The organism is Cellulomonas sp. JZ18 (assembly GCF_009720485.1).
Classification (GTDB): domain Bacteria; phylum Actinomycetota; class Actinomycetes; order Actinomycetales; family Cellulomonadaceae; genus Cellulomonas.
Window position 1 is genome coordinate 2,526,008 of record NZ_CP045245.1, and the last position, 23,086, is coordinate 2,549,093.

General features: G+C 74.4%; 20 protein-coding genes and 2 tRNA genes. 13 read left to right on the top strand and 9 right to left on the bottom strand.

The features are described 5' to 3' along the window. The first annotated feature begins 2 nt into the window (after nt 1-2). Nucleotides 3-1,706 (top strand): PQQ-dependent sugar dehydrogenase, encoded by a 1,704-nt coding sequence (locus tag GC089_RS11445; protein WP_230684758.1) that lies wholly within the window; start codon nt 3-5, stop codon nt 1,704-1,706. Here the strand turns inward: GC089_RS11445 and GC089_RS11450 are convergent. Then, nucleotides 1,690-2,712: a DMT family transporter gene (locus GC089_RS11450; protein WP_230684759.1), complete on the bottom strand. Its 1,023-nt coding sequence runs from the start codon at nt 2,710-2,712 to the stop codon at nt 1,690-1,692. The two genes, GC089_RS11445 and GC089_RS11450, sit on opposite strands and share 17 nt — an antisense overlap. Before the next feature lie 176 nt (nt 2,713-2,888). Here GC089_RS11450 and GC089_RS11455 point away from each other — a divergent pair, with 176 nt between their 5' ends. From GC089_RS11455 to GC089_RS11490, 8 genes are all read left to right on the top strand, one after another. Further along, nucleotides 2,889-3,461 (top strand): CGNR zinc finger domain-containing protein, encoded by a 573-nt coding sequence (locus tag GC089_RS11455; RefSeq protein ID WP_155377784.1) that lies wholly within the window; start codon nt 2,889-2,891, stop codon nt 3,459-3,461. 60 nt (nt 3,462-3,521) lie between these two features. Then, nucleotides 3,522-4,163 carry a DUF3105 domain-containing protein gene (locus GC089_RS11460; protein ID WP_155377785.1) on the top strand — a complete coding sequence of 214 codons (642 nt, stop codon included), beginning with the start codon at nt 3,522-3,524 and terminating at the stop codon, nt 4,161-4,163. Continuing rightward, nucleotides 4,160-4,870: a DUF305 domain-containing protein gene (locus GC089_RS11465; protein WP_230684760.1), complete on the top strand. Its 711-nt coding sequence runs from the start codon at nt 4,160-4,162 to the stop codon at nt 4,868-4,870. Before GC089_RS11460 ends, GC089_RS11465 begins: the two co-directional genes overlap by 4 nt. A 42-nt stretch (nt 4,871-4,912) precedes the next feature. Beyond that, the gene (gene valS / locus GC089_RS11470) at nt 4,913-7,573 is read left to right on the top strand and encodes a valine--tRNA ligase (RefSeq protein ID WP_155377786.1); all 2,661 of its coding nucleotides are present in this window, start codon (nt 4,913-4,915) and stop codon (nt 7,571-7,573) included. A 143-nt stretch (nt 7,574-7,716) separates the two neighbouring features. Beyond that, a complete protein-coding gene (locus tag GC089_RS11475) occupies nt 7,717-8,577 on the top strand; it encodes a basic amino acid ABC transporter substrate-binding protein (RefSeq protein ID WP_155377787.1) in 861 nt (286 codons plus the stop codon). Continuing rightward, complete coding sequence (locus GC089_RS11480; RefSeq protein WP_155377788.1) at nt 8,577-9,398, top strand: amino acid ABC transporter permease; 822 nt, start codon at nt 8,577-8,579, stop codon at nt 9,396-9,398. Before GC089_RS11475 ends, GC089_RS11480 begins: the two co-directional genes overlap by 1 nt. Next, nucleotides 9,395-10,195: an amino acid ABC transporter ATP-binding protein gene (locus GC089_RS11485; RefSeq protein ID WP_155377789.1), complete on the top strand. Its 801-nt coding sequence runs from the start codon at nt 9,395-9,397 to the stop codon at nt 10,193-10,195. The genes GC089_RS11480 and GC089_RS11485 overlap by 4 nt, the downstream gene beginning before the upstream one ends. Before the next feature lie 36 nt (nt 10,196-10,231). Beyond that, nucleotides 10,232-12,040, top strand: coding sequence for a long-chain fatty acid--CoA ligase (locus GC089_RS11490; protein ID WP_155377790.1), 1,809 nt, complete (start codon nt 10,232-10,234; stop codon nt 12,038-12,040). Nucleotides 12,041-12,127: 87 nt separating this feature from the next. Here the strand turns inward: GC089_RS11490 and GC089_RS11495 are convergent, their stop codons facing one another. The 7 genes from GC089_RS11495 to GC089_RS11525 form a co-directional block, all read right to left on the bottom strand. Then, on the bottom strand, nt 12,128-13,321 hold the full coding sequence (locus tag GC089_RS11495; RefSeq protein WP_155377791.1) for a Vms1/Ankzf1 family peptidyl-tRNA hydrolase: 1,194 nt from the start codon (nt 13,319-13,321) through the stop codon (nt 12,128-12,130). A 126-nt stretch (nt 13,322-13,447) separates the two neighbouring features. Beyond that, nucleotides 13,448-13,804, bottom strand: coding sequence for a chorismate mutase (locus GC089_RS11500; RefSeq protein WP_136520480.1), 357 nt, complete (start codon nt 13,802-13,804; stop codon nt 13,448-13,450). Continuing rightward, nucleotides 13,801-15,078, bottom strand: coding sequence for an ATP-dependent Clp protease ATP-binding subunit ClpX (gene clpX / locus GC089_RS11505; protein WP_155377792.1), 1,278 nt, complete (start codon nt 15,076-15,078; stop codon nt 13,801-13,803). The genes GC089_RS11500 and clpX overlap by 4 nt, the downstream gene beginning before the upstream one ends. A 244-nt stretch (nt 15,079-15,322) precedes the next feature. Continuing rightward, nucleotides 15,323-16,021 carry an ATP-dependent Clp protease proteolytic subunit gene (locus tag GC089_RS11510; protein WP_155377793.1) on the bottom strand — a complete coding sequence of 233 codons (699 nt, stop codon included), beginning with the start codon at nt 16,019-16,021 and terminating at the stop codon, nt 15,323-15,325. A gap of 38 nt (nt 16,022-16,059) precedes the next feature. Continuing rightward, the gene (locus tag GC089_RS11515) at nt 16,060-16,701 is read right to left on the bottom strand and encodes an ATP-dependent Clp protease proteolytic subunit (RefSeq protein ID WP_136520483.1); all 642 of its coding nucleotides are present in this window, start codon (nt 16,699-16,701) and stop codon (nt 16,060-16,062) included. Between the two features lie 273 nt (nt 16,702-16,974). Further along, entirely contained in the window at nt 16,975-18,360 is a 1,386-nt protein-coding gene (gene tig / locus GC089_RS11520) for a trigger factor (protein ID WP_155377794.1), read from the bottom strand. 213 nt (nt 18,361-18,573) lie between these two features. Then, nucleotides 18,574-18,647, bottom strand: a tRNA-Pro gene (locus GC089_RS11525). 154 nt (nt 18,648-18,801) lie between these two features. Here GC089_RS11525 and GC089_RS11530 point away from each other — a divergent pair. Further along, a tRNA-Gly gene (locus GC089_RS11530) sits at nt 18,802-18,875 on the top strand. Here GC089_RS11530 and GC089_RS11535 read toward each other — a convergent pair. Beyond that, entirely contained in the window at nt 18,844-20,256 is a 1,413-nt protein-coding gene (locus GC089_RS11535; RefSeq protein ID WP_155377795.1) for an FAD-dependent oxidoreductase, read from the bottom strand. The genes GC089_RS11530 and GC089_RS11535 overlap by 32 nt on opposite strands. A 70-nt stretch (nt 20,257-20,326) precedes the next feature. Here GC089_RS11535 and GC089_RS11540 point away from each other — a divergent pair, with 70 nt between their 5' ends. From GC089_RS11540 to epsC, 3 genes are all read left to right on the top strand, one after another. Next, the gene (locus GC089_RS11540; RefSeq protein WP_155377796.1) at nt 20,327-20,974 is read left to right on the top strand and encodes an SGNH/GDSL hydrolase family protein; all 648 of its coding nucleotides are present in this window, start codon (nt 20,327-20,329) and stop codon (nt 20,972-20,974) included. Nucleotides 20,975-21,392: 418 nt separating this feature from the next. Then, on the top strand, nt 21,393-22,328 hold the full coding sequence (gene cysK, locus GC089_RS11545) for a cysteine synthase A (RefSeq protein ID WP_155377797.1): 936 nt from the start codon (nt 21,393-21,395) through the stop codon (nt 22,326-22,328). 85 nt (nt 22,329-22,413) lie between these two features. Then, a complete protein-coding gene (epsC, locus tag GC089_RS11550) occupies nt 22,414-22,998 on the top strand; it encodes a serine O-acetyltransferase EpsC (RefSeq protein ID WP_155377798.1) in 585 nt (194 codons plus the stop codon). Nucleotides 22,999-23,086: the final 88 nt, after the last annotated feature.

Genomic DNA, 23,086 nt, shown 5'->3' on the forward strand with positions numbered 1-23,086 from the left:
ACGTGCGCCTGCAGCTGCGGCACAGCGCGATGGTCCTCGACGTGCGCGACGCCTCCCGCGCCGACGGCGCGCGCATCATCCAGTGGCGGGACCACGGCGGGCCCAACGAGCAGTGGCGGCTCGTGCCGCTCGGCACGACGGCGGACTCGACGCCGCCGACGGCGCCGGGCGGGCTGCGCGTCTCGGGGCTCACGTGCACGGCCGCGACGCTGACGTGGACGGCGTCGACCGACGACGTCGGGGTCACCGCGTACGACGTCTACCACGACGGCCAGCACATGCTCACGGTCCCGGCGTCCCCGACGTCGGCCCGGCTGACGCTCGTCCCGGGCGTCACGTGGGGCCTGTACGTCAACGCGCGCGACGCCGCGGGCAACGTCTCGCAGGCCAGCCCGACGCTGGAGCTCACCGTCCCGCCGTGCCAGACGGACACGACGGCGCCGACCACGCCCACCGGCGTCGCGGCGAGCGCGTCCGGCACCGCCGTGACGGTCAGCTGGCGCGCGTCCACCGACGACGTCGGCGTGACGGGGTACGAGGTGCTGCGCGACGGCACGGTCGTCGGCTCGGTCCCCGGGTCGGCCACGTCCTTCGTCGACTCCGGCCTCGCACCGCGCACGGCCTACTCCTACGCCGTCCGCGCGCGCGACCAGGCGGGCAACCGGTCGCCGGCGTCCGCGGCGGTCGCCGTGACGACGGGCGCGGGGTGCAGCAGCGCGATCTGCTCCGTGCGCCAGGTCGCCACGGACCGCGACCTGCCGTGGGGGCTCGTGGAGCTGCCCGACGGCTCCGTCCTCTACGGGCGCCGGGACGCGGGCCAGGTCGTGCGCCTCGACCCGGCCACGGGTGCGACGCGTGTCGTCGGCACCCTGCCGGGACTCGTCGGCACGGACGGCGAGGGCGGCCTGCTCGGCCTGGCGGTGGCCGCGGACTTCGCGACCGACCCCTGGCTGTACGTCATGCACACCACCGCGACGGACAACCGCGTGGTGCGCGTGCGGTACGTCGACGGTGCCCTGTCCGGCGCGCCGCAGGTGCTCGTCCAGGGGATCCCGCGCAACAAGTACCACAACGGCGGCCGGCTGCGGTTCGGCCCGGACGGCATGCTCTACGTCGCGACCGGCGACGGGCAGAACCCCGCCTGGGCGCAGGACACCGCGAACCTCGCCGGCAAGGTGCTGCGGGTGCGTCCCGACGGCGGCATCCCGGCGGACAACCCGTTCGGCAACGCCGTGTGGAGCTACGGCCACCGCAACCCGCAGGGGCTCGCGTTCGACGCGCGCGGGCGCCTGTGGCAGCAGGAGTTCGGCAACTCCGTGATGGACGAGACGAACCTGGTGGTGCGCGGCGGCAACTACGGCTGGCCGCAGTGCGAGGGCACGACCGGCCAGTGCTCGGGTCCGGGCCTGGTCGCCCCGCGGCTGACGCTGCCCGTCGCGGCGGCGTCGTGCAGCGGCATCGCGGTCGTGGGCGACGACCTGTGGATCGCGTGCCTGCGCGGCACCCGCCTGTACCGCGCCACGATCACCGCGGACGGCGCGCTGACCGACGTGCAGTCGCTGCTGCAGGGCACGTACGGGCGGCTGCGCACGGTCGAGCCGAGCGCCGACGGCGGCCTGTGGGTCACGACGAGCACGCGCGGCGACAAGGACTCGGTCGCGAACAACAGCGACGAGCGGGTCCTGAAGGTCACGCTCGGGGGCTGACGGTCGTCGCGCGCCCGGCCGGGGGGTCGAGGTCCTGGTCGGGCGCCGGGGCGAGGACGTCCGCGGGCGGCGGTGCGGCGCCGGAGACGACGTCCCGGTCCGCGCCGCGCCGCACGGTCGCGACCCCGGCCACGACGAGCGCCGCACCGAGGACCTGCACGCCGCGCGGCGCCTCGCCGAGCAGCACCCACGCCAGCAGCACGGCGAACAGCACCTCGGACAGCGCGAGGAAGGACGCGACGCGCTCGCCGAGCAGGCGCACCGACACGGCGGACACCCCGTACGCGACCGCCGTCGGCACCACGCCGACGACGGCGAGCGGCACCGCCCAGTGCACGCGCGCGCCGAGCACGTCCACCCGCACGTCGGGCGCCTCCAGCGGCAGGACCCGCACGAGCGCGAGGAGCGCCACCGTGGCCGCGCCCACGACCATCGCCGCACCGGCCAGCGTCACGGCCGGCAGCGCGATCGGCCGCGCGGTGAGCGCGAAGTAGGCGGCGTTGCCCACGGCGGCGGCGAGCGCGAACACCAGGCCGAGCGGGTCCAGCCGCAGCGAGCCCGTCACGTCCAGCACGAGCACGAGGCCGCCCATGGCGAGCGCGGCCCCGGCGAGCGTCGTGCGGGACGGCGCCTGCCGCGTGCGCAGCCAGGACCAGAGCACGAGCAGCAGCGGGCCCGTGTACTCGACGAGGAGGGCGACGGCGACGGGCAGCCGGTCGACGGCCAGGAAGTAGGACGTCGAGGCGCCCGCGACGCCGAGGAGCCCGAGCCCGACGACCGTGGCGGCGTCGGCGCGCAGCACCGACCACCGCCCGCGCAGGGCCAGCACCGCCGGGCCGGCGAGGAGCACCGCCCCGAGCGTGAGCCGCACGAGGATCGCCGCGCCCGGCGACCAGCCGGCGGCGAGCAGCGGCTTGACGACCGGACCGCTCGTCGCGAACGCCAGCGCGGCCGCGAGACCGGCGACGACCCCCGCGCTGCGCGCACCCGTCCCCTGCACGTGCACCCCCGACACCCCGGCCCGCCGTGCGGGCGACGGACGCCGCCCGCGGCGCGGACGGCCGGCGTCGCGGCCGGTGACCGCGACGACGAGGAGCCGGTGCACGCGCCGGCGTCGCCGGTGTCAGGTGCGAAGCGCTCCTATGCTCATGACGCTACGGTGCCGTCGCGACAGGGGTCAACATGCTTTTCGCCCATGACACGGAGGCGAACCTGCGCGCCGCCGCCGACCTCGTGAACACGGAGCGCCGACGCGACGGGACGGACGCGCTCGCGTCGGTCGCCGACCTCGCGGCGTTCCGCGCCCGGTGGGGCTACACCGGCCGGCACGACGGGGACGCGGCCGAGCTCGCGGCCGTCCGCGACGCCCGCACCCGGGTCGCCGCCCTCTGGGCGCTCGACCGCGACGCGGCGGCGGGTGCGGTCAACGCCATGCTGCAGGACGCCGAGGCGGTCCCCTCGCTCGTGCGGCACGACGCGATGGACTGGCACCTGCACGCCACCGCGCCGGACGCCCCTCCCGCCGCGGTCGTGCTCGCCGAGTCGGCGCTCGCAGCCGCGGACCTCGTGCGCGCGGACGAGTGGGACCGCCTGGGCACGTGCGCGGCCGACGACTGCGACGCCGTGCTCGTCGACCTCTCGCGCAACCGCTCGCGCCGGTTCTGCGACGTCAACGGCTGCGCCAACCGGGTGCACGTGGCCGCCTACCGGGCCCGGCGCGGCGCCGCACCGACGCGGGACCGCGGGGACGGTTGAACCTTCACCTATCCTGACCGTCCGCGCGGCGCCCGTGCCGCGCTCGACGACGGGACGGACATGAGCACGAGGCCCCGCACGAGGGACGAGCGCGCCGCGACGGTGGCGCGCCTGCGCAAGGAGCAGGCACGCGCCGAACGGCGCCGGATGCTGGTCGTGGCCGGCGTGGCGGGCACGCTGGTGCTCGGCCTCGTCGCCACGGCGACGGTCGTGCTCGTCGGGGAGGCGCGCCGCAGGTCCGCCCTCGAGGCGCAGGCGGCCGCCGACATCGAGGGCGTGGAGTCGTTCGACGGCCTCGTGTTCGACCACGTCGAGGGCAGCGTCGACTACGCCCAGAACCCGCCCGCGGGCGGGGCGCACAACGCGGTCTGGCAGAACTGCGGCGTCTACGACGCGCCCGTCGTCGACGAGCACGCGGTGCACTCCCTCGAGCACGGCGCGGTGTGGCTGACCTACGACCCCGACCTGCCCGCGGACCAGGTGGCCCTGCTCGAGCAGCACGCGGCGGACGAGTCCTACGTGCTCGTGAGCCCGTACGAGGGCCTGCCCTCCCCCGTCGTCGCCACGGCGTGGGGTCACCAGCTGCAGCTGCCGTCCGCGGACGACGAGCGGATCGACGTCTTCGTGCGCAAGTACCTGCTCAACCCCGAGCTCCCCGAGGCCGGTGCGCTCTGCAGCAACGGCATCGGGCAGCCCGCGTGACGGTGCGCGCGCCCGCCGCGCCGTCCTCCGCGGACGGCTCGGCGCTCGCCCGCGCCTGGCGGGCGCTCGACGGCTCCGCGCGGGCGGTCGTGGCGCTCGCCGTCGCGCTGGCCCTCGTCGCCGGGACGGCTCTCGGCGCGGCGCTCGTCGCACGGCCGGACCGGGCCGTCCCGACCGACACGTCGGTCGACGCCGGCTTCGCCCGGGACATGCAGGCGCACCACGCGCAGGCCGTGCAGATGTCCGTCCTGCTGCGCGACCGCGCGCAGGACCCGGCGCTGCGCGCGATCGCGCTCGACGTGCTCACCGCGCAGCAGCAGCAGATCGGTCAGTTCGTGGCGTGGCTGCGCCTGTGGGACCTGCCGGTCGCGGGGTCGCGTCCCGCGATGGCGTGGATGACGGACGAGCACGCGCACGCGGCGTCGACCCCGGGCGCATCCGGGCTCGCCGCGATGCCCGGGTGGGTGACGCCCGAGCGCATGGCGCTGCTGGAGGCCGCGGACGGCGTCGAGGCCGAGCGCGTCTACCTCGCGCTGATGATCGACCACCACGTCGGCGGCGTCGCGATGGCCCAGCAGGCCGCGCAGCGCGCCGGGCACCCCGAGGTGCGCCGGCTCGCGGGCGCGGTCATCACGGCGCAGTCCCGCGAGGTCGACGTCCTGCGCGACCTCCTCGACGCGCGGGGCGGGCGCCCACCCGGTCTGTAAGGGGTGCAGGGCCCACGCCGGGATCTGGGAGGATGTGTGCTCATGACCGACCTGACCTCACGTCCCGACGCCCCGACGAGCGCCCCCGCCCGCCAGGTACCGGACAAGGTCACGGTCGACGGCCTCGAGGAGCGCTGGGACGGCGCCTGGACCGCCGCCGGCGCGTACGCCTTCGACCGCTCGAAGGAGCGCGCGCAGGTCTACTCCATCGACACCCCGCCCCCCACGGTGTCCGGCTCGCTGCACGTCGGCCACGTCTTCTCGTTCACGCACACCGACGTCGTGGCGCGCTACCGCCGCATGCGCGGGTTCGAGGTCTTCTACCCCATGGGCTGGGACGACAACGGCCTGCCGACCGAGCGGCGCGTGCAGAACTACTACGGCGTGCGCTGCGACCCGTCGCTCCCCTACGACCCCGACTTCACGCCGCCGCACGAGGGCACCGACGGCAAGGCCGTGAAGCCGGCCGACCAGGTGCCGGTCTCGCGCCGCAACTTCATCGAGCTGTGCGAGCGCCTCACGGCGGACGACGAGCAGCAGTTCGAGGCGCTGTGGCGCCGGCTCGGCCTGTCGGTCGACTGGTCGCTGACCTACCAGACGATCGGCCGCAAGGCCCGAGCCGTGTCCCAGCGCGCGTTCCTGCGCAACCTCGAGCGCGGGGAGGCCTACCAGGCCGAGGCGCCGGGCCTGTGGGACGTGACGTTCCAGACGGCGGTCGCGCAGGCCGAGCTCGAGGCGCGCGACTACCCGGGTGCGTTCCACAAGGTCGCGTTCCACCGCCCGGGCGGTGAGCAGGTCGTCATCGAGACGACCCGCCCCGAGCTGCTGCCCGCGTGCGTCGCGCTCATCGCGCACCCGGACGACGAGCGGTACCAGCACCTGTTCGGCACGACCGTGACGAGCCCGCTCTTCGGCGTCGAGCTGCCCGTGCTCGCGCACCCGGCCGCCGAGCCGGACAAGGGCGCCGGCATCGCAATGTGCTGCACCTTCGGCGACCTGACCGACGTGCAGTGGTGGCGCGAGCTGCGCCTGCCGACGCGCTCGGTCGTCGGCCGCGACGGGCGCCTGCTGCGCGAGACCCCGGAGTGGATCGCCTCGCAGGACGGCCGCGCGCTCTACGGCGAGATCGCCGGGAAGACGACGTTCTCCGCGCGCGAGGCGCTGGTGTCCGCGCTGCGCGAGTCGGGCGACCTGCTGGGCGACCCGGTCCCCACGCAGCGCAAGGCGAACTTCTACGAGAAGGGCGACAAGCCCCTCGAGATCGTCACGAGCCGCCAGTGGTACATCCGCAACGGCGGTCGCGACGAGGACCTGCGCGAGGCGCTGCTCGCCCGCGGGACCGAGCTCGGCTTCCACCCCGACTTCATGCGCGTCCGGTACGAGAACTGGGTCGGCGGGCTCAACGGCGACTGGCTCGTCTCGCGCCAGCGCTTCTTCGGCGTGCCGTTCCCGGTCTGGTACCCGCTCGACGAGAACGGCGAGCCGCAGTACGACCGCCCGATCACGCCCGAGGAGGAGGCGCTCCCGGTCGACCCGACGAGCGACGTCCCCCCGGGCTACACCGCGCAGCAGCGCGGCGTCCCGGGCGGCTTCGTCGCCGACCCCGACGTCATGGACACGTGGGCGACCAGCTCGCTGACACCGCAGATCGTGTGCGGCTGGCTCGACGACCCCGACCTGTTCGCGCGCACCTTCCCCATGGACCTGCGCCCGCAGGGGCAGGACATCATCCGCACCTGGCTGTTCTCGACCGTGGTCCGCGCGCACCTCGAGAACGGCTCGCTGCCGTGGACGGACGCCGCGATCAGCGGGTGGATCCTCGACCCCGACCGCAAGAAGATGAGCAAGTCCAAGGGCAACGTCGTGACGCCGCTCGGCCTGCTCGAGGAGCACGGCTCCGACGCGGTGCGGTACTGGGCGGCCTCGGCCCGCCTCGGCACGGACGCGGCGTTCGAGGTCGGCCAGATGAAGATCGGCCGCCGCCTGGCGATCAAGGTGCTCAACGCCAGCAAGTTCGTGCTGTCGTTCGGCGACCCGTCGGAGCCCGTCCTCACCGACCCCGCCCTCGTCACCGAGACACTCGACCGCGCGATGCTCGCGGGCCTCGCGCAGGTCGTCGAGACGGCGACGGCCGCGCTGGAGTCCTACGACCACACGCGCGCGCTGGAGACGACGGAGACGTTCTTCTGGACGTTCTGCGACGACTACCTGGAGCTCGTCAAGGACCGCGCGTACGGCGCGGGCGCCGCGGCCGGGGACGTGCCGGCGCAGACCGCGTCGGCGCGCGCGGCCCTCGGCATCGCGCTCGACACGCTGCTGCGCCTGTTCGCACCCGTGCTGCCGTTCGCGACCGAGGAGGTCTGGTCCTGGTGGCGCGAGGGCTCGGTGCACCGCGCCCCCTGGCCGACGGCCGAGCCGCTGCACGCCGCGGCGGGCGACGCCGACCCCGGTGTCGTCGCCGCCGCCGGAGCCGCGCTCGCGGCCCTGCGCAAGGTGAAGTCCGAGGCGAAGGTCTCGATGCGCACGCCGATCGAGCACGCCGTCCTCGCCGTGCCGGCCGCGCTGCGCCCGGCCGTCGAGGTGTCGCTCGACGACGTCCGGGCCGCGGGCCGCGCGACCGGGACGCTGGAGCTCGTCGAGTCCGCCGACGAGTCCGTCGTCGCCCGCGACGCCCGCCTCGGCGAGGCCGTCGCCCGCTCCTGAGCCCGACGTCCGGGACGGTCCGCGAGGGCCGTCCCGGTGGCGTCGTGCACCCGTGGTGGGACGCTGGTCCTGCCCCCGACCGATTCCGCATAGCCATGCTGGGCGACGTATAGTCATCCGCGCTCCAGCACGGAAGGAACCTCATGCGTCACCTGCTCCCCACCACCGCCCTCGTCGCGGGCGCCGTCCTCGCGCTCGGCGCCTGCTCCGGCGGGTCGGGCTCCGACGAGCCGACCGGCGGGTCCACCGACGCCTCCGGCGTCGAGCTCGTCTCCCCCGGCGCGCTGACGGTCTGCACCAACCCGCCGTACGAGCCGTTCGAGTTCGAGCAGGACGGCGAGATCGTCGGCCTGGACATCGCGCTCACGGGCGAGATCGCGAAGGACCTCGGCGTCGAGGTGCGCCCGCTCAACACCGGCTTCGACGCCATCGAGTCGGGCGCCGCGCTCAACGCGAAGCAGTGCGACATGGTCGCCTCGGCCATCACGATCACCGAGGGCCGCAAGCAGAACATCGACTTCACCGACCCGTACTTCGACGCCGACCAGGGCGTGCTCGTCGCGTCGGGCACGACGGTCGAGGGCGAGGACGACCTCGAGGGCCTGACGATCGGCGTCCAGCAGGCCACGACGGGCGCCGAGTGGGTCACCGAGGCGGGGCTGACCGGCACCGAGTTCGAGGACCTGGGCCTGCAGGTCCAGGCGCTGCGCAACGGCCAGGTCGACGCGGCCGTCAACGACGTCACCGTGCTCGAGCCGTTCGAGAGCGACGAGCTCACGGTCGCGTTCGTCATCAAGACGGGCGAGCAGTACGGCTTCGGCGTCCGCAAGGGCAACACCGCGCTCCTCGAGGCCGCGAACGCGACGCTCGCCCGCATCACCGAGGACGGCACCTACGACGCGCTCGTCGCGCAGTACTTCGGCACGGGTGGCACCACCGAGTCCGCCGCGCCGTCGGAGTCGGAGCCGGCCGAGCCCACCGAGTCGGCCGAGCCCACCGACTGATGTCCGTCGACCTGTCCGCACCCGCCGGCCGGGCTCGCATGAGCCCGCGCCGGCGGGCGCGCGTCTCCCGGGGCGTGCAGTACGTCGTGCTGCTGGCCGTGCTGGCCCTGCTCCTCGCGACGGCGGACTGGAGCGCGGTCGGCCAGACGATCTTCAACCCCGCCGCGGCGGGCGAGATCGTCGACCGGCTGCCCCGCGCCTTCTACAACACGGTCCGGTACACGCTCGCCGCGTTCGCCGTCGGCCTCAGCCTCGGCACGCTGCTCGCTCTCATGCGCCTGTCGTCGGTCGCCCCCTACCGCTGGATCGCCACGACGTACGTCGAGTTCTTCCGGGGCATCCCGGCGCTGCTCGTCGTCATCGCCGTCGCGTACGCGGTCCCGATCGCGTTCGGCGTCTCGTTCACCTCGATCGTCGCGATCGCGGCGATCGCGCTCGGGTCGGTGTCGGCCGCGTACATCTCCGAGACCGTCCGCGCCGGCATCGAGGCCGTGCCGAAGGGCCAGGTCGAGGCCGCCCGCTCCCTCGGCATGTCGCACACGCGCACCATGGTGCAGGTCGTCCTGCCCCAGGCGTTCCGCACCGTCCTGCCGCCGCTGACGAACGAGGTCCTGCTGCTGACGAAGGACACGTCGCTGCTGTTCATCATCGGTCAGACGCCGGAGTTCTTCGAGCTGACCAAGGTCGGCCGCGACGCGCTGTCGACCGCGTCGGGCGGCCTGACGGGCCTGTTCGTCATCGGCGCCTGCTACCTCGTCATCACCATCCCGCTCGGCCTGGTCGCACGCCGGCTCGAGCGGCGCACGGGAGGCCGCGCATGAGCGCCGACACGACGCGCCCGGTCGTCAGCATCCGCGACCTGCACAAGTCCTTCGGCGAGCGGGAGGTGCTGCGCGGCATCGACCTGGACGTGCAGGCGGGCGAGGTGGTCTGCGTGATCGGACCGTCGGGGTCCGGCAAGTCCACGCTGCTGCGCTGCGTCAACCTGCTCGAGCAGCCCACGTCGGGGACCGTCGAGCTCCTCGGCGCCGAGGTCACCGACCCGGACGTCGACATCGACCGCGTCCGCACCCACGTGGGCATGGTGTTCCAGCAGTTCAACCTGTTCAGCCACCGCACGGTCCTCGACAACTGCACCATGGCGCAGCGCACGGTGCTGCGCCGCGGCCGCGCGGAGGCGGAGCGGGTCGCCCTGGCCAACCTCGAGCGCGTCGGCCTGGCCGACCGCGCGAAGGCGATGCCGTCCCAGCTGTCCGGCGGGCAGCAGCAGCGCGTCGCCATCGCGCGCGCGCTGTCGATGGACCCGCAGCTCATGCTCTTCGACGAGCCGACCTCGGCGCTCGACCCCGAGCTCGTCGGCGACGTGCTCGGCGTCATGCGCGACCTCGCCGACGCCGGCATGACGATGCTCGTCGTCACGCACGAGATGGCGTTCGCGCGCGAGGTGGGCGACCGCGTCGTCTTCATGGACGACGGGCACGTCGTCGAGGACGGCCCGGCCTCGCAGGTCATCGGCGCCCCGCGCGAGGAGCGCACGCGCGCGTTCCTGCAGCGCGTGCTCGACCCGACGCACCGGCACGACACCGCCGGCGCGTCCGGCGCCGCCACCCAGGGCTAGGGTCGAGCCGACCCCGTCGTCGTCCCGGAGCCCCCCATGCGCGAGACCCACTCCCCCGCCCTCGTCCCCGCCGACCCGGCCGCGTCGATCCCGTCGATGCTCGCCGACCGGCTCGCGCGCGACCCCCGGGGCACGTTCGCCGAGCGCCAGACCGCGCTCGGCGGCACCTGGCAGGCCGTGTCCGTCGAGGCGTTCGTCGCCGACGTGACGGCGGTGGCGAAGGGCCTCGTGGCGTCCGGCGTCGAGGCCGGCGACCGCGTCGCGATCATGTCCCGCACCCGCTACGAGTGGACGCTGCTCGACTTCGCCGTGTGGGCGGCGGGTGCGGTCGGGGTGCCGGTGTACGAGACCTCCTCGGCGGAGCAGGTCCGCTGGATCGCCTCCGACTCCGGCGTGCGCCTCGCGGTCGTCGAGACGCCCGCGCACGCGGCCGTCGTCGCCCAGGTGCGCGACGACCTGCCGGGCCTGCGCGAGGTCCTCGTCCTCGACGAGGGCGCCGTGACGACGCTCGTGCAGCGCGGCCGGGACGTGCCGGACGAGGACGTGACCGCCCGCTGGCGCCGCACCCGCGCCGACGACCTGGCCACGATCATCTACACCTCCGGCACGACCGGGCGCCCGAAGGGCGTCGAGCTCACCCACGGCAACTTCGTCGAGCTCACCCGCAACGGCGTCGAGGGCCTCGGGGAGGTCTGCGCGCGTCCCGGCTCGCGCACGCTGCTGTTCATGCCGCTCGCGCACGTGTTCGCGCGGTTCATCCAGGTGCTGTGCGTGCCGTCGGGCGCCGTGCTCGGGCACACGCCCGACACCCGCAACCTGCTGCCGGACCTCGCGTCGTTCCAGCCGACGTTCGTCCTGGCCGTGCCGCGCGTGTTCGAGAAGGTCTACAACTCCGCGGAGCAGAAGGCGGGCACCGGGACGCGGCTGCGGCTGTTCCGGTGGGCCGCGAAGGTCGCGATCGCGTACTCCCGTGCGCTGGACACCCCGTCCGGTCCCGGCGCGGCCCTGACGGCGCAGCACCGCCTCGCCGGGCGCCTCGTGCACGCCCGCCTGCGCGCGGCGCTGGGCGGGCGCGCCGAGTGGGCCGTGTCGGGCGGCGCACCGCTGGGCGAGCGGCTCGGCCACTTCTACCGGGGCATCGGCGTGCGCGTCCTCGAGGGCTACGGGCTGACCGAGACCACCGCCCCCACGGCCGTCAACCGGCCCGGCCTGACGAAGGTCGGCACCGTCGGTCCCGCGTTCCCCGGCACGTCCCTGCGGGTGGACGACGACGGAGCGATCTGGGTCAAGGGCCCGCACGTGTTCCGCGGGTACCGGCACCAGCCCGAGGCGACCGCCGAGGTGCTCGTCGACGGCTGGTTCGCGACCGGCGACCTCGGCACCCTCGACGACGACGGCTACCTGCGCATCACGGGACGCAGCAAGGAGATCATCGTCACCGCCGGCGGCAAGAACGTCGCCCCCGCGGTGCTCGAGGACCGCCTGCGCGGTCACCCGATCGTCAGCCAGGTCGTCGTGGTCGGCGACCAGCGCCCGTTCATCGGCGCCCTCGTCACCCTCGACGCGGAGATGCTGCCCGGGTGGCTGCGCACGCACGGGCTGCCCCCGCTCGACGTCGTCGCGGCCGCCACGCACCCGCAGGTGCTCGAGGCGCTGGACCGCGCCGTCGCGCGCGCGAACGAGGCGGTGTCACGCGCGGAGTCGATCCGCAAGATCCGCGTCCTCACGACCGACTTCACCGAGGCGAACGGCTACCTCACGCCCTCGCTCAAGGTGAAGCGGGCGAAGGTGCTCGCCGACTTCGCCGCGCAGGTCGACGAGCTGTACGTCGACACACGGCACTGACGCGAGCCCGGGGGCAGCGCGCAGCCCCACGGCACGACGACGGCGCCGACCCCGCGAGGGTCGGCGCCGTCGTCGCGCCCCGGTCGGTCAGACGTTGTGCACGCGGTGGGTGTCCGCCGACTGGCTGAGCACCGACTCCCGCGGCGTCGACTCGTCGCGCCAGCGCAGGAGCGCCCCCACGCCGTCGACGAGGTCGACCGCACCCTCGTCCGCGAAGGTCAGGCCCGCGTCCTGACCCACCGCGGCCCGCACGAGCGCGACGTCCGCCGGCATCTGCCGCACGTTCTCGGTCGTGCCGATCGCTGCGAGGTCGTCCTTCGTCAGGGCGAGCTCGAGCGGCCCGCTGCCGACCCACAGCTGCCGGTCGGACAGCGGCGACGGCGCGCCGGCCGCCGGCTCACCGAGGATGAGCTCGGACACCTGGCCCCGCTGCAGCACCGCCACGACGTCCGCCAGGGACGTGACTGCCTCGTCGCCCCGGCCCTGCTCCTGCCGGAACCGGTCCAGCGCCTGCTCGCGCCGCCGCACCCGGTGCTCGGCGAGGACCGCGTCGATCCGCTCCTGGAACGCCGCCTCGTTCACACCCTCGGCCCGCGACCCGCCCGGCACCTCGACGAGGACCTCGCGCACCTCCTGGCCGACGGCGTCCTTGAGCAGCGCCACCGCCCGCACGTCGCCCGTCAGGATCACGAGCTCCGGCTTGCGCTCGGTCACCTGGCGGTCGAGGTCGGCCGCGACCGTGTCGACGTTGCGCTCCCAGGAGTCCTGGACGCGCTGCTGCCAGCGTCGGTGCGCCCAGCCGCCGCCCTGCACCTTGTGCATCTCGTCGTGGTCGCCCTCGACCGTCTCGGTGCCCGTCGGCAGGAGCCCCGACCCGTCGGTCCAGGTGAGGTCCGCGCCCTGCCGGTTCACCTCCACGAGCAGGAAGGGCGTCGACTCGTCGGCTGCCCGCGCCGCCGGCAGCAGCAGCGGCGCCGGCCCGCACGCGGCCGTCGACTGCGCCGGCGGCTCGGTCAGGACGCGGTCGACGAGGACCTCCTGCGCGTCGGCCACGAGCACGCGACCGTGCGGCCCGGGCACGTGCGTGGGCCGCGCCACGAGCTCGTCGATGGCGTCCAGGACCGACTCGGGCGACCCGTCGCGCTCGAGCTGGCGGCGCAGGGCCTTCCAGCGGGTCTGCACGTCCGCGGCGCCCGTCGCGTCGTCACGCGTCGAGTCCAGGTACACGGTCGTGAAGGGCGCCGGGCGCCCGAGCAGCGGCTTCAGCCAGTGCAGGTCCATCAGGCAGGTCTCCTCGCGTCGGCGACTGATCCGCCGGGGCGTCGGTTGCCCGCCGCCCCCACGGGTCGGACCCCTCCACCATCCGCCAGGACGTGCGGACCCGCCACCGCGCGGCCCGCACCCGCGTCAGGCGTGCCCGACGCTCGCGTCCTGCGCGGTCTCCTGCGTGCTCGTGCCGTTGGCGTGGTCGAGCGCGATGGCCTCGTGGTGCCGGATGACCTCCTCGACGATGAACGCGAGGAACTTCTCCGCGAACACCGGGTCGAGGTCGGCCTCCTGCGCGAGCGCACGCAGGCGGGCGACCTGCGCCACCTCGCGGCCCGGGTCGGACGGCGGCAGGTCGAGCCGGGCCTTGAGCACGCCGACCTGCTGCGTGGCCTTGAAGCGCTCGGCCAGCAGGTGCACGAGCGCGGCGTCGATGTTGTCGATGCTGCTGCGCAGCCGGGCGAGCTCCGGCGGGACGGGCCCGGGCAGGTCGCTCACGCGCTCTTCTCGCGGGGCGTGCGCTTGTCCCGGCCCACCTCGCGCGGCACGAGCGTCGGGTTGACGTTGTCCAGGACGACGTCCCGGGTGATGACCACGCGGGCCACGTCGTCGCGCGACGGGACCTCGAACATGACCTGCTGGAGGACCTCCTCCATGATCGCCCGCAGGCCGCGCGCACCGGTGCCGCGCAGCAGCGCCTGGTCGGCGATCGCGGCGACCGCGTCCTCGTCGAACTCGAGCTCGACGCCGTCGATCGCGAACATGCGCTGGTACTGCTTGATCAGCGCGTTGCGGGGCTCGGTGAGGATGCGCACGAGGGCGGTGCGGTCGAGCGGCGACACGGTCGTGATGACCGGGACGCGGCCGATGAACTCGGGGATGAGCCCGAACTTCAGCAGGTCCTCGGGCATGACGTCGCCGTAGACGTCCTTGTCGTCGGCGGTGTGCAGCGGGGCGCCGAAGCCGATGCCGCGCCGGCCCGAGCGCGACGTGATGATCTCGTCGAGGCCCGCGAACGCGCCGGCGACGATGAACAGCACGTTCGTCGTGTCGATCTGGATGAACTCCTGGTGCGGGTGCTTGCGCCCGCCCTGCGGCGGCACCGAGGCCGTGGTGCCCTCGAGGATCTTCAGCAGCGCCTGCTGCACGCCCTCGCCGGACACGTCGCGGGTGATCGACGGGTTCTCGCTCTTGCGGGCGATCTTGTCGATCTCGTCGATGTAGATGATGCCCGTCTCGGCCTTCTTGACGTCGTAGTCCGCGGCCTGGATGAGCTTGAGGAGGATGTTCTCGACGTCCTCGCCGACGTAGCCCGCCTCGGTGAGGGCCGTGGCGTCCGCGATCGCGAACGGGACGTTGAGCATCTTCGCGAGCGTCTGCGCCAGGTACGTCTTGCCGCAGCCCGTGGGGCCGATCAGCAGGATGTTCGACTTGGCGATCTCGACGTGCTCCTCGCCGGCGACGCGGGCGCCCTCGCCGGCCTGGATGCGCTTGTAGTGGTTGTACACCGCCACGGCGAGGGACCGCTTGGCCGCCTCCTGCCCGACGATGTACTGCTCGAGGAACTCGAAGATCTCCTTCGGCTTCGGCAGCTCGACCATGCCGACCTCGGTCGCCTCGGCGAGCTCCTCCTCGATGATCTCGTTGCACAGCTCGATGCACTCGTCGCAGATGTAGACCCCGGGGCCCGCGATGAGCTTCTTGACCTGCTTCTGGGACTTGCCGCAGAAGGAGCACTTGAGGAGGTCCGCCCCGTCCCCGATCCTCGCCACGTGCGTCCCCTTCCTCGTGCGGCCCCGCCACGCGGCGGGAGCCGTTGCTCGTGCGCACCCGCCCCGGGAGTCACGTTCCCCCATTGCACACCACGGGGGGCGCCGTGTCAGCCGAACGGGGCGGGTAAGTCGCGGCGTGTCCCCTACGACACGCCGGGCTGACCGCGCCGTCACCGGGACGGCGCAGCCGTGGTGCGGGTGCGGCCCGGTCCCGGCGGCTGCGCGTCGGGACCGGGCCGCCGTGTCACTCGGCGGGCTGGACCACCGTCGGGTGCACGCCCTTGCGGCTCGCCAGCACCTGGTCGACGATCCCGTAGTCCTTCGCCTGCGCGGCGGTGAGGATCTTGTCGCGCTCGATGTCCTGCTGGACCTGCTCGACCGACCGGCCCGTGTGGTGCGACAGCGCCTGCTCGAGCCACTCGCGGATGCGGATGAGCTCGTTGGCGTGGATCTCGATGTCGGAGGCCTGCGCGTAGCCGCCGCCCTCCATCGCCGGCTGGTGGATCAGCACGCGCGCGTTCGGCAGGGCCAGCCGCTTGCCGGGCGAGCCCGCCGCGAGCAGCACGGCCGCGGCCGACGCCGCCTGCCCGAGGCAGACGGTCTGGATCTGCGGCTTGATGTACTGCATCGTGTCGTAGATCGCCGTCAGCGCCGTGAACGAGCCGCCGGGCGAGTTGATGTACAGCGTGATGTCGCGGTCCGGGTCGGTCGACTCCAGGACCAGCAGCTGCGCCATCACGTCGTCCGCCGAGGCGTCGTCCACCTGCACGCCGAGGAAGATGATGCGGTCCTCGAACAGCTTGGTGTACGGGTCCTGGCGCTTGAACCCGTAGGCCGTGCGCTCCTCGAACTGCGGCAGCACGTAGCGGCCGGTCGGGGACGCGGGCGCCGTGCCGCCGGCCAGACGCCCGGCGCGGGCGATGAACTGGGACTCCATGCTCACGAAGCTTCTCCTCGCTGGTTCTGTCGCTCGCCGGGCCGTCAGGCCGAGGCCCCGTTGCCGTTGGGGTCCGTGCCGCCGCCACCGGTGACGGAGCCGGCGCTGCTGACCACGTGGTCGATGAAGCCGTACTCCAGCGCCTCCGGTGCCGTGAACCAGCGGTCACGGTCGGAGTCGGCGTTGATCTGCTCGACGCTCTTGCCGGTCTGCTCGGCGATGAGCTCGGCGAGCACCTTCTTCATGTGCAGGATGAGCTGCGCGTTGATGCGCACGTCCGTCGCCGTGCCGCCGATGCCCCCCGAGGGCTGGTGCATCATGACGCGGGCGTGGGGCGTGGCGTACCGCTTGCCCTTGGCGCCCGAGGAGAGCAGGAACTGCCCCATCGAGGCGGCCATGCCCATCGCGATCGTCGCGACGTCCGGCTTGATGTACTGCATCGTGTCGTAGATCGCCATGCCGGCCGTGATCGAGCCGCCGGGCGAGTTGATGTAGAGCCAGATGTCCTTGTCGGGGTCCTCCGCGGCCAGCAGCATCATCTGCGCGCAGATGGCGTTGGCGTTCTCGTCGCGGACCTCGGACCCGAGCCAGATGATCCGCTCGCGGAGCAGACGGTTGTAGATGCTGTCGTTGAGGCCGAGTCCGGCGGACTCCGCCCGGGCGATTGCCGGGACCTGCTCGTTCACGAAGGCTCCTTCGTCTGGCTGCGTCGTGCGGCGGGCCGGCGGGCGCTCGTGCACCTCACCGGCCGTGCGTTGCAGCGACCCTAACGCCCGCGCCCGCCCCGGGACGTCCCGCGCTCGCCCCGTTTCGCTGTGGGCGCAGTCGGGGTGCCGCGGGCGGGTGCGGACGGGTGACGTGCACGGACGCGCGCCGCCCGGGGCGTGCCGGCCGCCCGCGTACCGGGTGCACGACGGCCCCGCGACGCGGACGTCGCGGGGCCGTGGGTGCGGGCGGCGTCAGGCCTTGGCCTGGTCCTCGTCCGCCACGGGCTGGGCCTGCGCGTCCTCGCCGGCGCCCGCCTCGGCCTCGGCCTGCTCGATCGCGGCGTCGTCCTCGTCCGAGCCGATGAACTCGGACAGGTCGACCGTCGCGCCCGACTGCTCGGTGACGGTGATGCGGCGCAGCGCGACCGCGAGGGCCTTGGAGCGCGCGACCTCGGCGACCATGGCCGGGATCTGGCCCTGCTCGTCGAGCGTGCGGATGAACGTGTTGGGGTCCATGCCGTACTGGCGGGACGCGTTCACGAGGTAGTCGATGAGCTCGCCCTGGGCGACCTTGACCTCGAGCTGCTCGGCGAGCGTGTCGAGCAGGATCTGGTTGCGCAGCGCGGTCTGCGCCTGCTCCGTCACCTCGGCACGGTGCTCGTCGTCCTCGAGACGGCCCTCGCCCTCGAGGTGGCGGTGCACCTCGGCCTCGACGACGCCCGACGGCACGGGGACCTCGGTCGCCTCGAGCAGCTGCTCGAGCAGCAGGTCGCGCGCCTGCACGGCCTGGTTCGACGCCTTGATGCGGGCGGCCTGCTCGCGCAGGTCGGCCGTGAGCTCCTCGAGGGTGTCGAACTCGCTCGCGAGCTGCGCGAACTCGTCGTCCGCCTCGGGCAGCTGACGCTCCTTGACGGCGGTCGCCGTGACGGACACCTGTGCCTGCTCGCCCGCGCGCTCGCCGCCGGCCAGCGCGGTCTCGAACGTCGTCGACTCGCCGGCCGACAGGCCCGTCAGCGCCTCGTCGAGACCCTCGAGCATGTTGCCCGAGCCGATCTGGTAGCTCACGCCGGACACCTGGTCGACCTGCTCGTCGCCGATCGTCGCGGTGAGGTCGAGGACGACGTAGTCGCCCTCCTGCGCCGGGCGGTCGACGCCGACGAGCGAGCCGAAGCGCTCGCGCAGCGCGTCGAGGCGGCCCTGCACGTCCTCGTCGGTGACCTCGACGTCGTCCACCGTCACCGACAGGCCGTCGAGGGCCGGCACCGTGATCTCGGGACGCACCTCGACCTCGGCCGTGAAGTGCAGCTCGCCCTCCTCGCCGGCGGGCGCGGCGGTCAGGCCGGGCACCTTCGTCACCTGCACGTCGGGCTGACCCATCGGGCGCAGCTGGTTCTCGCGCACGGCCTCGGCGTAGAAGCCGGACAGGCCCTCGTTGATCGCGTGCTCGAGCACCGCGGGGCGACCCACACGCTGGTCGATGATGCGCGGCGGCACCTTGCCCTTGCGGAAGCCCGGCACCGTCACCTGCTCCGCGATGTGCTGGTACGCGTGGTCGATGCTCGGCTTGAGCTCGTCGTACGTCACCTCGACGGTCAGCCTGACCTTGGTCGGCTCCAGGTTCTCGACGGCGCTCTTCACTTCGATGGTCTCCCACTGGTCATGGCCACGCGCCGGCGGTCCGACGGGCTGGCACGGTCTCGCGCCGGTCAGGCGCGCGGTTCGGGCGCTGGTGCCGCGGGCGAGGCCCGCAGCCGGCACCGGCGCGCTCGCGACCCTCGATGCTACGTCACCGCGTCGGCGCGTCCCAAAGCAGCATCCGCCCCCGAGCTGCAGGGGACGACGGACACCCGGTCGGGATGGCGGGATTCGAACCCACGACCTTCCGCTCCCAAAGCGGACGCGCTACCAACCTGCGCCACATCCCGTCACCACCACGGACCTGCGCCGGCGGGACGCGCGCAGCGCCCGGCGTCGGTGCGGAAGCCCGTGCGCGTCCGCCCGCTGCGCACCCGCTACCCTGGGTGCGCGGTCCGGGCCGCGTGTCACGCCCCCCTGGGGCACGACACGCACCGGACCTGCGCGGACGTAGCTCAATGGTAGAGCCCCAGTCTTCCAAACTGGCTACGCGGGTTCGATTCCCGTCGTCCGCTCCACCCGCTCCGTCGCCGCGAGGGCGCGCACCACCTCGTGCGCGGCCCGCTCGCCGGCCGAGACCGCGCCGTCCATGAACCCCATGAGGCGGTGCGCGGTCTCGCTGCCCGCCCAGTGCAGCGGCCCGACGGGCTCCGCGAGGCCCGTGGCCGACCAGGCCACCGCCCCGGGCCCGGGTGCCGCCGTCGGCCCGCCGCCGATCCAGTCCTCCTCGCCCCAGCGCTGGTCGACGTAGCCCAGCGGGTCCAGCGCACGCCGGCCGAGCAGGCGCGCGAGGGACGCGAGCGCCCGCGCCCGGCGCCCGGCCGGGTCGAGCTCGTCCCACGTGCGGGCGTGGTCGCCACCGACGAAGCCGAGCAGCACTCCGCGTGACGCGTCGGGCGGGCTCACGTCGAACGTGACCACGACGGGCCCCTCGTCGGAGACGGTCATGCCGCTGAGGCCGGCGTCGCGCCAGAAGGGGGTGTCGTACACGGCGTACGCCTTCGACAGCAGCCCGGGCGACCACCGCTGCGCCAGCCGGCGGTGCGCGGCGGGCAGCGCCGGGACGAACCGGATGCGGCGCCGCATCGCCGGCGGGACAGCGACCACCGCGCGGCGCGCCCGCGTCACGCCGGCGTCGGTCCGCACCGCGACCCCGTCGTCGCCGTGGTCGACGCGCAGCACGGGTGCCCCGAGCTCGACGGCCCCGGCCCCGAGCGCGGCCGCGACGCGGACCGCGACCTCCTGCGCCCCCTCGACGACGTGCTGCTCCTGGGCGCCGCCGGCCGTGTCGAGCATCCGGTCGAGCCCGCCCGCCTGCGCAGTGTGGTGCAGGACGTGCAGCAGCGAGATCTCGGCGGGCTCGCAGCCCCAGGACGTCCGCGTCACGACCGCCATGAGGTCGCGGGTGGCCCGCGTGGTCCGGCGGGCGGCGAGCCAGTCCCCGAGCGTCCGGGCGTCGAGGGCCGCGGCGCCCGGCGCGTCCCAGGGGCGTCCCAGGGGGATCCCGCGGCTCGCGCGCGCGAAGGCCGACCGGGTGCGGGCGAGGTCGAGGAGCGCGACCGTGCCGACGGGCGGGATCGTGCCCCGGTAGCGCCGCACGCGCCCGCGCCGGAGCAGGAGGTTGTCGCCGGCCTCGTGGGTCGGCCGGCGGTGGACGCCGACCTCGTCGGCCAGTGCCGCGATCCGGTCGTGGTCCGGCCCGACGAACGTCCCGCCCAGGTCGGCGTGGCCGCCGGCGACCGTGGCCGACAGGACCCGGCCGCCGACCCGGTCGAGCGCCTCGAGCACCCGCACCGTCAGGCCGTGCCGCTGCAGGGTGCGCGCGGCGGCGAGGCCGGACAGCCCGGCCCCCACCACCACGACGTCGACCTCCGCGTCGGCGCCGGCACTCTGCGCCATGCGGGGAGTCTGGCACCGCCGGCCGCCGGATCCGACCCCGTGGCGGCGTCCGACGTGGTGAGGTGTCCCGGTGACGACGACGTTCCTGCGGCCCGGCGACCGCGTGCTCCTGACCGGCGACTCCGTCACCGACGGGGGTCGCGACCGCGCCGACCCGACGAGCCTGGGCCACGGGTACGCGGGTGTCGTCGCCGCGCTGGCCGGCGCCCGGCGTCCCGAGTGGGACCTCGTGTTCCTCAACCGCGGCGTCGGCGGCGACACCGCCGCGACCCTGCGGGACCGGTGGGACGTCGACGCGCTGGCCCTCGAGCCGACCGTCGTCTCCGTGCTGGTCGGGATCAACGACACGTGGCGCCGCTACGACCGGGGCGTGGTCACGACCGCCGAGGAGTACGAGGAGCACCTGCGGGCCGTGCTCACCTCCGCACGCGAGCGGCTGGACGCCCGGCTCGTGCTGGTCGAGCCGTTCCTCGTCCCGGTGACCCCCGGGCAGCACCTGTGGCGCGCGGACCTGGACCCGCGGATCGCCGTGGTCCGGCGCCTGGCCGCCGAGCTGCGCGCGGTGCTGGTGCCGGCGGACGGCCTGCTCGCGGCCGCCGCCGTGCGCACGTCCCCCGAGCGGTGGGCGTACGACGGCGTGCACCCGACCCCCGCGGGCCACGGCCTGCTCGCCGAGGCGTGGCTGCGCGCGGTCGGCGTCGGCCCCGGGCCGTCCTGACGGGCGACGCTCCGCGGACGACCTTTGCGCACCGTCCCGGACGCCGCTACGGTCGCCCGGGACCGGCCGTGCGGCCGGACAGGACACCGGTGGGGCTGCCCGCCGCACCCGACGAGGAGAGCGATGAGCGCGCACCACGCCGCTGCCGCCCTCGTCGTGCGCGCCCGTGCGGCGCGCACCTGTTGTCGCTGTCGGTAGAGCGCTGGCTGCGCACACGCCCCCGGGCGTGACCGCACCGCACCACCGCGCGCCAGCGCTCGCCCCGGCAGGCCGTCACCCGGCGCCCCACGGGCTTCTCCCCCACGATGGGACCGACCGGCCCGCGGCCTGCACCCCGCGCCACCGCGTCGCACCGCGGCGCAGCAGCCCGCACCGTCCCCCACCGCCGCCCGCGGGCGGCCCCGACCGAAGAGGAACCATGGCACGCATCTACGAGGACGCGACCGCGCTCGTCGGCAACACCCCGCTGGTCCGCATCAACAAGCTCACCGAGGGTGCCGGCGCGACCGTGGTCGGCAAGCTGGAGTTCTACAACCCGGCCAACTCGGTCAAGGACCGCATCGGCGTCGCGATCATCGACGCCGCGGAGAAGTCGGGCGACCTGAAGCCGGGCGGCACGATCGTCGAGGCCACGTCGGGCAACACCGGCATCGCGCTGGCGTTCGTCGGCGCCGCCCGCGGCTACGACGTCGTGCTGACGATGCCCGAGACGATGTCGAAGGAGCGCCGCGCCCTCCTGCGCGCGTTCGGCGCCGAGCTCATCCTGACGCCGGGCTCCGAGGGCATGAAGGGCGCGGTCAACCGGGCCAACGAGATCGTCGCCGAGCGTCCGGGCGCGATCCTCGCCCGCCAGTTCGCGAACGAGGCGAACCCCGAGGTGCACCGCCGCACGACGGCGGAGGAGATCTGGGCCGACACGGACGGCGAGATCGACATCCTCGTCGCCGGCATCGGCACGGGCGGCACCATCACCGGCGTCGGCCAGGTGCTCAAGGAGCGCAAGCCGGGCGTGCAGATCGTCGGCGTCGAGCCGGCCGAGTCGCCGATCCTCAACGGCGGCGCCCCCGGGCCGCACAAGATCCAGGGCATCGGCGCGAACTTCGTGCCGGAGATCCTCGACACGTCGGTGTACGACGAGATCGTCGACGTCGACGCCGAGACGGCCGTCGCGTGGGCGCGGCGCGCGGCGCGCGAGGAGGGGCTGCTCGTGGGCATCTCCTCCGGCGCCGCCCTGTACGCCGCGACCGAGCTGGCCAAGCGCCCGGAGAACGCGGGCAAGCTGATCGTCGCGATCATCCCGTCGTTCGGCGAGCGGTACCTGACGTCGGTGCTCTACGCCGACCTGCTCGACTGACACCCGCGCCCGGCCGCCGTCCTGCGCGACGGCGGCCGGGCGTCGTCATCCCGCGCGGCAGCGCACCACCGGCGACGGAGCACCCATGCGACACCTCACCGACTTCCTGCGCGTGCTGCGCGACGACCTCGACGCGGCGCACGCGCACGACCCCGCGGCGCGTTCCCGGCTCGAGGTCGCGCTGGGCTACCCGGGCGTGCACGCCATCTGGGTGTACCGGCTCGCCCACCGGATGTGGCAGGTGCTCCCCCTGCGGCTGCCGGCACGGCTGCTGTCCCAGCTGGCCCGCGCCGCGACCGGCGTCGAGATCCACCCGGGCGCACGCATCGGCGCCCGCCTGTTCATCGACCACGGCATGGGCGTGGTCGTGGGCGAGACCGCGGAGGTCGGGGACGACGTCGTCCTGTTCCACGGGTCCACGCTCGGCGGCAAGACGATGAAGCGCGGCAAGCGGCACCCCACCCTCGGCGACGGCGTGGTCGTCGGTGCCGGCGCGAAGGTCCTGGGGCCGGTCTGGGTCGGCGACGGCGCGCAGATCGGCGCGAACGCGGTGGTCATCCACGACGTCCCGGCGGGGGCGATCGCGGTCGGCGTCCCGGCGCAGGTGCGCCGGCGCCCCGCGGCGGCGCCGTTCGACGCCGAGGTCGACGACCCGGCCATCTACATCTGAGCTCCGGGGCGGTGCCGCACGCCGCCCGCGAGGTGCCGTGAGCCGTCGGCCCCGACCAGGTGGGTCGGGGCCGACGGCCGCTGCCGCC